This is a genomic window from Enorma timonensis, from assembly GCF_000321165.1.
Lineage (GTDB): Bacteria > Actinomycetota > Coriobacteriia > Coriobacteriales > Coriobacteriaceae > Enorma.
Map to the genome: position 1 here is coordinate 1 of NZ_CAPF01000033.1, position 9,262 is coordinate 9,262.

Here is a 9,262-nt window from a genome sequence, read left to right on the forward strand (position 1 = left end):
GGCACCATCCTCGACATCCGCGTGAACGTGGGCGACACGGTCGAGGTCAACCAGCCCGTCATGGTGCTCGAGGCCATGAAGATGGAGAGCGAGATCGTGGCCGAGCAGGCCGGCACCATCGCCTCGATCAACGTCGCGAAGGGCGACATGGTGAACCCCGGCGACGCGCTGTTCAGCATCGAGTAGCGTCCGCACGGCAAGCGCCCGGCGCACGGCGACGGTGTCAGCAACCGCGGCGCGCCGAGCTTTCCGAGAGCGCACGCGGCGAGCGCTGACACCCGTGCCGCGTCCTTGGTAAAGGAGAGACCAGTGGAGATTCTAACTACGGCAGCCGACGTGCTCACCGCGGGCGTCATCGCGCTCGCGGCGGAGCCCGGTCGCATCGTCATGATGCTCATCGGCTGCATCCTCATGTACCTCGGCATCAAGAAGCAATACGAGCCCACGCTGCTCGTGCCCATGGGTCTCGGCACCATCCTGGTGAACATCCCGTTCTCCGGCGTCATCGGCGAGACCGGCCCCTTCCAGATCCTCTTCGACATGGGCATCGAGACCGAGCTCTTCCCGCTTCTGCTGTTCATCGGCATCGGCGCCATGATCGACTTCGGCCCCTTGCTCTCGAGCCCGTTTCTGCTCATCTTCGGCGCCGCGGCCCAGTTCGGCATCTTCTTCGTGATCATCGTGGCGACGCTGCTGGGCTTCGACATGGCCGACGCCGCCTCGACGGGCATCATCGCGGCCGCCGACGGCCCCACCTCGATCTTCGTGGCCAACAGCCTGGGATCGAAGTACATGGGCGCCATCATGGTCGCCGCCTACTCCTACATGGCGCTCGTGCCCATCATCCAGCCGATCGCCATCAAGCTGTGCACCACCAAGAAGGAGCGCCGCATCCGCATGAGCTACAACCCGCTCGCGGTGTCCAAGACGGCGAAGATCCTCTTCCCCATCATCATCTGCATCATCGCCGGCCTCATCGCGCCCGCGTCGCTGCCGCTCGTGGGCTTCCTCATGTTCGGCAACCTGCTGCGCGAGTGCGGCGTGCTCGACTCGCTCTCCAAGAGCGCCCAGAACGAGCTCGTGAACCTCATCTCGATCCTGCTCGGCCTCTGCGTCTCCGTGAAGATGGAGTACAGCGAGTTCCTGCAGTTCGACACCCTCATCGTCATGGCGCTCGGCCTCGTGGGTTTCGTCATGGATACCGTGGGCGGCGTCATGTTCGCCAAGCTTTTGAACCTCTTCCGCAAGGAGAAGATCAACCCCATGGTCGGCGCCGCTGGCATCTCCGCCTTCCCCATGAGCTCGCGCGTCGTGCAGCGCCTCGCCACGGAGGAGGACCCGCAGAACTTCATCCTCATGCAGGCGAGCGCCGCGAACGTCGCCGGGCAGATCGCGTCCGTGGTCGCCGGCGGCCTTGTGCTCGGCTTGCTCATGTAAGGGGGATCGCATATGTCTGAGAACCTCATGATCGCCTTCGAGCTCCTCGGTGTGGGCTGGGGCGGCATCTTCGTCGTCATGATCATCATCTACCTCGTGTCGCTCGCGCTGTCGAAGATCTTCGCGCCGCGCGGCCCCGAGGCATAGGAACCCGGAGCGTGAAAGGAGAACCATATGGGACGAACCATCCGCTTCATGGAGACCATCCTGCGCGACGGCCAGCAGAGCCAGATCGCCACGCGCATGCCCATCGAGGACATGCTGCCCGTCCTCGAGGACCTCGATAGCTGCGGCCTCTACGCCCTCGAGGTGTGGGGCGGCGCGACCTTCGACTCGTGCCTGCGCTACCTGAACGAGGACCCGTGGGAGCGCCTGCGCACCATCCGCGCGCACGTGAAGAACGCCAAGCTCCAGATGCTGCTGCGCGGGCAGAACCTGCTGGGATACCGCAACTACGCCGACGACGTGGTCGAGGAGTTCGTGAAGAAGTCCGTGGAGAACGGCATCGACGTGCTGCGCATCTTCGACGCCCTGAACGACACGCGCAACCTCGCGACCTCGATCCGCGCCGCCAAGGAGGCCGGCGGCGAGGTCCAGGCCGCCATCTGCTACACCACGAGCGACGTCCACACCGTGCGCTACTTCACCTCGCTCGCCGTGGAGATGGAGCGCGCCGGGGCGGACAGCATCTGCATCAAGGACATGGCCGGCGTGCTCACGCCCGATGTGGCCTATGAGCTCGTGGGCGAGATCAAGAGCGCCACGAGCCTGCCCGTGCAGGTGCACACGCACGGCACGGCGGGCATCGGCCAGATGACCTACCTCAAAGCCATCGAGGCTGGCGCGGACATCATCGACACGTGCCTGTCGCCGCTTGCCGAGGGGACGAGCCAGCCCTGCACCGAGTCCATGGCCATCGCGCTCGACGGGCTCGGGTACGAGACCGGGCTCGACGTGGACAAGCTCGACATCATCGCCAAGCACTTCGCCGCCGTGCGCGACCGCTTCCTCGCCGACGGCGGGCTCAACCCCAAGGTGCTCGAGGTGGAGCCGAAGGCGCTCCTGTACAAGGTGCCCGGCGGCATGCTCTCGAACCTCATCAGCAACCTCACCGACCTGGGGGCGCTCGACCGCTACAACGAGGTCCTCGCCGAGGTGCCGCGCGTCCGCGCCGAGCTGGGCTACCCGCCGCTCGTGACGCCGCTCTCGCAGATGGTTGGCTCGCAGGCGCTCATGAACGTGCTCTCGGGCGAGCGCTACAAGGTGGTGCCGAAGGAGATCCGCGACTACGTGCGCGGCATGTACGGGCGGCCGCCCGTGACCATCTCCAAGGAGATCCGCAAGCTCATCATCGGCGATGAGGAGGTCATCACCTGCCGTCCCGCCGACCTGCTCGAGCCCGAGCTGCCGAAGGCGCGCGAGGAGATCGGCGCGTACGCCAAGACCGAGGAGGACGTGCTCGACTACGCCCTCTTCCCCGAGCAGGCGCGCGACTTCCTCGGCCGGCGCGAGGATCCGTTCTACGACGTCCCCGTGCAGGAGGTCGAGGTCACGATCGACGTGGCGTAACGCCATGTAAATGTACCCCAGGGGTATTTTTACATCCCGGGCAGAATCTCTATTCGCAAAGCGTCGCATACCTCACGGGTGAAGCCCGAAATCGAACTTCACCATCGAGTTATGCGACGCTTTTTTTGCCACGGCGCGAGACCACTCGGGCTCGCGATGTAAAAATACCCCTGGGGTTATTTTACGGGACGAAGGGAGACCTGCGAGGAGTCGTAGGGCTTGACGTCGCCGTTCGGGAGCTCCACGAGGGCGCGACCCCATACATCCACGCCGGTGAGGACGCCGTTCTCGGACACCGAGCCGTCGGGCGAGCACACGTGCACGCGCTCGCCGCGATAGGCTAGCAGCTCGTTGTAGGCGGCCTTGATGCCGGTGAGCGGGGCTGCCGAGGGACCGGCGGCCTCGATGCCCTCGGACCACAGCTCGACGGCGTCGATCACGGAGGCGCGCACCATCTCGGCGAGCTCGTCGAGCGACGGGAGCACGCGGTCGTCCGGCAGGCAGTCGGCGAGGCCAGCGATGGGCAGCGCGTTCGGGTCGCGCCAATCCATGGAGATCGCCGTGATATTGAGGCCGAGGCCGCACACGGCGAGCGCCTCGCCCGCCTGCCGCCCCAGCTCGACGAGAATGCCCCCGAGCTTGCCGTTCGCGCAGATGACGTCGTTCGGCCACTTGAGCTTGATGTCCGCGCAGCCGAGCGCCTCGAGCGCGTTGACCACGCCGATGCCGCAGGCGACGGGGATGCCTGGCAGCACGCGGTCGGGCACGTGCGGCTTGATGAGCACCGAGAGGTAGAGCCCGCCCTCGGGGGAGGTCCACCCATGGGAGCGGCGGCCGCGCCCCGCGGTCTGCGAGCGGGCCCGCAGCGCGCTGCCATGCGGGGCTCCCCCGCGGGCGCGCGCCATGAGCTCCCGGTTCGTGGATTCAACCTCGTCGAGTACCTCGATTGCAGCGAAGGCATCGTGCTGAATGTCAGCCATGGCCGTCCTCCCGCCTATTCATCTGTCCATCCGGCTCCGAGCGCGCCAGCAGCCCGCAGCGCTCTTGGGGGTAGTTGTACCCATGCCCCCGCGCGAGCGTGCACGTTCCGCCGGGAGCGGCTCGCATCCGCAGGTGAACGGCCTGCATCGGCACGCCGGACACCCGCCCCGGGCGACGCTGCGCCGGAAGCGGGCACCCGCTGCCGTCTCAAGCCCCTAGATCACCGTCACGCGGCCGCGGTCGCCCACGATCGCCTTCGTCTCGGCGATGAGCGGGATGGAGCGGGCGTTCACCCGGGTGGGGATCTCGGCGCGCATGGTGCGGCCGTCGCCCTGCTCCACGAAGAGCTCGACGCGGTCGCCGCCGGGGTTGCTCGCGAGCACGGTGGCCAGGCGCGCCATGCTCCCCTGGCTGAAGCGCGCGCTCGGGATCATGATCTCGAACACCTTGGGGCGGTTCGTCTCCTCGTTGAGCTCGAGCGGCAGCACCTCCTGCGCGATGATCTGGTCGCCGCGGTCGCTGCGCTCCAGCTTGCCGTGCACGCGGATGAACGCCTCGGAGAGCACCGCGCCCGTCTCCGGGTCGGTCTCGCCCCGCAGGTACTGCTCGCACTCCTTGTACGTCTTGGGGAAGACGACGACCGTCGCCTCGCCTTCCATGTCCTCGAGGGTCACGATCGCCATGGGGTCGCCGTTCTTGGTGACGCGCTTGGACACGGCGGACACCATGCCGGCGAACCAGAACTGCTTGCCCTCGGGGATCTCGACGTTCACCATCTCGCCGTTGGCGCCCTCGCGCTCCACACCGGTGTCGATCTGCGCCAGCGTGAACTCGCGCGCCTTGCCGAGCGCGTACTCGAACGGGCGCAGCGGGTGGTCGGAAACGTAGATGCCGAGCACCTCGCGCTCCGCCTGAAGCTTCATGTGGCGGTCCCATTCCTGGCCGTCCGGCTCGGGCACGGTGACCTCGAAGCCGGAGCCCGCGACGTCGCCGAAGAGGTCGAAGAACGAGACCTGCCCCGAGGCGCGCTCCTTCTGGCGCTTCGCGGCGGCGTCGATGATGTTCTCCGGGTTCTCCTTGTCGACGAAGTGCATGAGCTGGCGGCGCGGGTAGCCCGTGGAGTCGAAGGCGCCGGCCTTGATGAGCGCCTCGATGACGCGGCGGTTAGCCTGGCTGGAATCGACGCGGTCGACGAAGTCGTGCAGGTTCTTGAAGGCGCCGCCGCGCTCGCGCTCGGCGATGACGGCATCGGCCACGCCCTCGCCCACGCCACGGATGCCCGCGAGGCCGAAACGCACGCCCTCGGCCGTCGCCGTGAACTCGCGGCCGGACTCGTTGACGTCAGGCGGCAGGACGGGGATGCCGTCGTGGCGGCAGGCGGACACGTAGTGCGTGATCTTCTCGGTCTTGCCCGTGTAGCTCGTGAGCACGGCCGCCATGTACTCGTGCGGGTAGTGCGCCTTGAGCCAGGCGGTCTGCATGACGAGGATGGCGTAGCCGGCCGAGTGCGACTTGTTGAACGCATAGGAGGCGAACTCGAGCACGTCGTCCCAGATGCGCTGGGCGGTCTTGCGCTCGTAGCCGTTGCGCTCCGCGCCGTTCATCCAGTGGTCGTAGATGGTCTCCTCACGGCCGTCCTCCCACGGGAAGATCTGCTCGGTGAGCATCTTGATCTTCTTCTTCGCCACCGGCTTGCGGATACGGCTGTCGGACTCGCCCTTGGAGAAGCCGCACATCTCGACCGAGATGTTCATGACCTGCTCCTGGTAGACCATCGTGCCGTACGTCTCGCCCAGGATGTCGTCGAGGCGCGGGTCGTAGGAGACGGCAGGCTCCTTGCCGTTCATGCGGTTGATGTAGCTCGTGACCATGCCGGCACCCAGAGGGCCGGGGCGGTAGAGGGCGATGAGAGCGACGACGTGCTTGTACTCGGTGGGCTTCATGTTCTTGATCGTCGCCGTCATGCCGGCGGACTCGATCTGGAACACGCCCGCCGTGTGGCCGCCCTGCATGAGCTTGAAGATCGCGGGGTCGTCGAAGGGAATGGCGTCCACGTCGATGTCGATGCCGTGGTTCGCCTTGATGTTGGCGCGAGCCTTCGAGATGACCGTGAGGGTGCGCAGGCCCAGGAAGTCCATCTTGAGCAGACCCATGTCCGCGACGGTGTGGCCTTCGTACTGGGTGATCTCCACGCCGCCCTTCGTGTCGAGCTTCGTGGGCACGTGCTCGTTCACCGGGTCGCGGCAGATGAGCACCGCGCACGCGTGCACACCCTCGCCGCGCGTGAGGCCCTCGATGGCGAGCGCCGCGTCGATGATGCGCCGCGCGTCGGCGTCCTTCTGGTAGGCCTCGGCGAAATCGGGGTTGTAGTTATCCTCCTTGCCCTCCACGCGCGTGAGCACCTGCTTGAGCTTCACGGACGGGTCGGACGAGATCATCTTCGAGAGCCGCTGGCCCACGTACACGGGGTAGTCGAGCACGCGCGCGGCGTCGTTGATGGCCTGCTTGGCCTTGATGGTCGAGTACGTGATGACGTGCGTGACCTTCTCGGGGCCGTAGAGCTGGCGGACGTGCTCGATCACCTCGAGCCGCCGCTCATCGTCGAAGTCCATATCGATATCGGGCATCTCGGTGCGCTCGGGCGAGAGGAATCGCTCGAACATGAGGCCGTTCTCGAGGGGGTCGAAGGTGGTGATGTCCATGGCGTAGGCCACGATGGCGCCCGCGGCGGAACCACGGCCCGGCCCCACGCCGATGCCGTTCTGCTTCGCCCAGCGCACGTACTCGGCGACGATGAGGAAGTAGGCTGCGAAGCCCTTGTCGCAGATGACCTTGTACTCGAACTCGAAGCGCTCCTTCACGGAGATGCCGTTTATGACCTTGGTCTCCCAATCCGGCCCGTAGCGCTTCGCCAGGCCCTCCTCGCATTCGCGGCGGAACTGGCTCTCGTGCGTCTCGCCGGGGTCGAGCAGCGGGTAGCGGGGCAGGATGATCTTGCCCCATTCGAGTTCGACGTCGCACTTGTCCGCGATCTCGAGCGTGTTGTCGCACGCCTCCGGGCAGTACGGGAAGAGCGCGCGCATCTCCTGCTCGCTCTTCATGTAGAACTCCGAGCCGTGCATGCGCATGCGGTTGGGGTCGTCGACCTTCGCGTTCATGCCGATGCACTGCATGATGTCCTGCACGGGGGCGTCCTCGCGCGTGAGGTAGTGGAAGTCGTTCGTGGCGATGACCTTGACGCCCACCTGCTCGGCGAGCTGGATGAGCTGGCGATTGATCCATTCCTCCGTGTTGCCGCTCTCCGTCGTGATGCCGTGGTCCTGGATCTCGATGTAGAAGTTCCCCGGCTCGAAGAGGTCGCGGAAGGTCTCCGCCCAGCGGAGCGCCTCGGCGGGGTTGCCGCGGTCGATGTTTTTCATGACGATGCCCGAGAGGCAGGCAGACGAGGCGATGAGCCCCTCGCGATGGCGGCGGAGGTTGTCGAGGGTCACGCGCGGCTTGTAGTAGAACCCGTCCACGGCGGCCTCCGAGACCGTCTGCATGAGGTTCACGTAGCCGCGCTCGTTGCGCGCGATGAGGATCATGTGGTAGAGCTCGGGCTTGCGGTCGCGCGCGAGGGTGTCGTCGGGCGTGAAGTAGACCTCGCAGCCGAAGACGGGCTTGATCACGTAGGGCTTCACGCCGTCGAGCGAACCCGTGCTCGCCCAGGCCTCGAGGTCGCGTGCGCGCTGCTCGACGGCCTTCGGGTCGGCATCCGGCGCGAGCGCGGGCAGGGCGGCGGGATCGGTGCCGCCCTCGAGCGCCGCCTTGTCCGCCTTCCACTGGCGGCGCGCGGGCGCCTTGAGGTTATAGGCGTCGCAGGCGAGGCCGAGCTCCGGGATGCCGTACATGTAGCCGTGGTCGGTGAGTGCCACGGCGGGCATGCCCAGCTCGACCGCGCGCGCGACCATATCGGACACGCGCGTGGCGCCGTCAAGCATGGAGTACTCGGAGTGATTGTGCAGATGAACGAAGGCCATGGATGCATCTCCTCACTTCATATGCTCAGAACAACGTACATGCCAGATGCGGAACGGAGCGACCCCATGGGAGCGCCCCGGCCATCCGATTCCGGAACCAGATTCTAACCTATGGGGCGGACATATGTACGCCTTCGCGCGGCGTACGCGGAAGCACCATAGCGTGTTCGATTCCCCGCCGAATGTAAAAATACCCCTGGGGTAATTTTACATTGCAGGGGCGTCCGGCTCGTCCTCGAGGCGGTCGAGCGCGGGGTTCGCGGCACGGGCGCGGCGGTAATCCTTCGCGAGCTTCACGATGCTCTTGACGGTCTCCTCGGCGGTCCGGCGCACCCGGTGCTCGTAGCGCTTGGCCTGAAGACGCGCGAAGAGCCCCTTCACGGGTCGGGCTGAGGCGTACTCCTCGGTGTACTCGAGCACCATGCCGCCATCGCCGTCCGGGGTCGCCCGGTAGGTGATGTCGTTCGACCCGGTGCTGTACTTGAAGCGAACCTCGTAGACCTCCGGGTAGCGGTACTGCTTGATCTTCACGTCGATCGCGGTGCCACTCGACTTGCCGCCGCCGCGCGAGCGCTTCTTGTATTTGAAGCCGTTGAGCTTCGCGCGCGAGATGACCTTTCCCGTCGCGTCCTCGATCTCCCCCTGCACCGATTTCTCGATCTGGTCGAAGAACTCCTCCGGCGTGATGTCGAGCTCCTTGGTGAATTCCATGCGATCCGCCTTTCTGCCGTCGTGTGCGCAAACCATTCTACCGTCTGCTACAGCTCGAAGACCACGACCTGTGGCTCATCGGGGGCGGCGGGGTCGGGGACCTCGACGCGCACGAACTTGAGCGTCACATGCTCGAAACCCGCCTTGTGGAGCACATCGGCATACACCCGCGCCTGGAGGGCGTGCTTCTCCCGCAGCTCCTCGGGGGTCTCGTGCGCGCTGCCGCCCGTCTTGTAGTCGAGCACGAGCGCCGCGTCCGGGTGGGCGGGATCGGTGCACAGCACGTCGATCGCGCCCTCGGCGTAGGTGCCGAAGCGCTCAGCCGCCTCCTCCATGCCGAGCGAGAAGAACGGCACCTCGGCCCGCACGCGCGGCCAGGCGCGCATCTCCGCGCGCACGCGCGACCCCTCCCAGCGCGCAAGCGCCCGCTCGAGGCGGTCGCGCTGGGCCTCGCTCACGCCCCAGAGGCGCGCGAGGGCATCGATGCGCTCGGCAGGTACCGTCTCCGCGCCCGTCTCGATGAGCCATTGCGCGGCGGCATGGAA

General features: G+C 66.5%; 8 protein-coding genes. 4 read left to right on the forward strand and 4 right to left on the reverse strand.

Annotated features, from left to right (window positions below):
* The 4 genes from BN423_RS03830 to BN423_RS03845 form a co-directional block, all read left to right on the forward strand.
* On the forward strand, positions 1–186 hold a 186-nt coding region (locus BN423_RS03830; protein ID WP_019238944.1), incomplete at its 5' end, for a biotin/lipoyl-containing protein.
* Positions 187–309: 123 nt separating this feature from the next.
* A complete protein-coding gene (locus BN423_RS03835; protein ID WP_232385488.1) occupies positions 310–1,437 on the forward strand; it encodes a sodium ion-translocating decarboxylase subunit beta in 1,128 nt (375 codons plus the stop codon).
* A gap of 12 nt (positions 1,438–1,449) precedes the next feature.
* A complete protein-coding gene (locus tag BN423_RS11845; RefSeq protein ID WP_019238946.1) occupies positions 1,450–1,584 on the forward strand; it encodes an OadG-related small transporter subunit in 135 nt (44 codons plus the stop codon).
* 27 nt (positions 1,585–1,611) lie between these two features.
* Complete coding sequence (locus BN423_RS03845) at positions 1,612–3,006, forward strand: oxaloacetate decarboxylase subunit alpha (RefSeq protein WP_019238947.1); 1,395 nt, start codon at positions 1,612–1,614, stop codon at positions 3,004–3,006.
* Positions 3,007–3,182: 176 nt separating this feature from the next.
* On the opposite strand, the gene BN423_RS03850 is transcribed toward BN423_RS03845, so the two are convergent.
* From BN423_RS03850 to BN423_RS03865, 4 genes are all read right to left on the reverse strand, one after another.
* Complete coding sequence (locus BN423_RS03850; protein WP_019238948.1) at positions 3,183–3,986, reverse strand: biotin--[acetyl-CoA-carboxylase] ligase; 804 nt, start codon at positions 3,984–3,986, stop codon at positions 3,183–3,185.
* Between the two features lie 216 nt (positions 3,987–4,202).
* The gene (gene dnaE / locus BN423_RS03855; protein WP_019238949.1) at positions 4,203–8,006 is read right to left on the reverse strand and encodes a DNA polymerase III subunit alpha; all 3,804 of its coding nucleotides are present in this window, start codon (positions 8,004–8,006) and stop codon (positions 4,203–4,205) included.
* A 207-nt stretch (positions 8,007–8,213) separates the two neighbouring features.
* Positions 8,214–8,717: a DUF3284 domain-containing protein gene (locus tag BN423_RS03860; RefSeq protein WP_019238950.1), complete on the reverse strand. Its 504-nt coding sequence runs from the start codon at positions 8,715–8,717 to the stop codon at positions 8,214–8,216.
* Between the two features lie 47 nt (positions 8,718–8,764).
* Positions 8,765–9,262: PD-(D/E)XK nuclease family protein (locus BN423_RS03865; RefSeq protein ID WP_026088998.1), on the reverse strand; the 498-nt coding region annotated here is incomplete at its 5' end.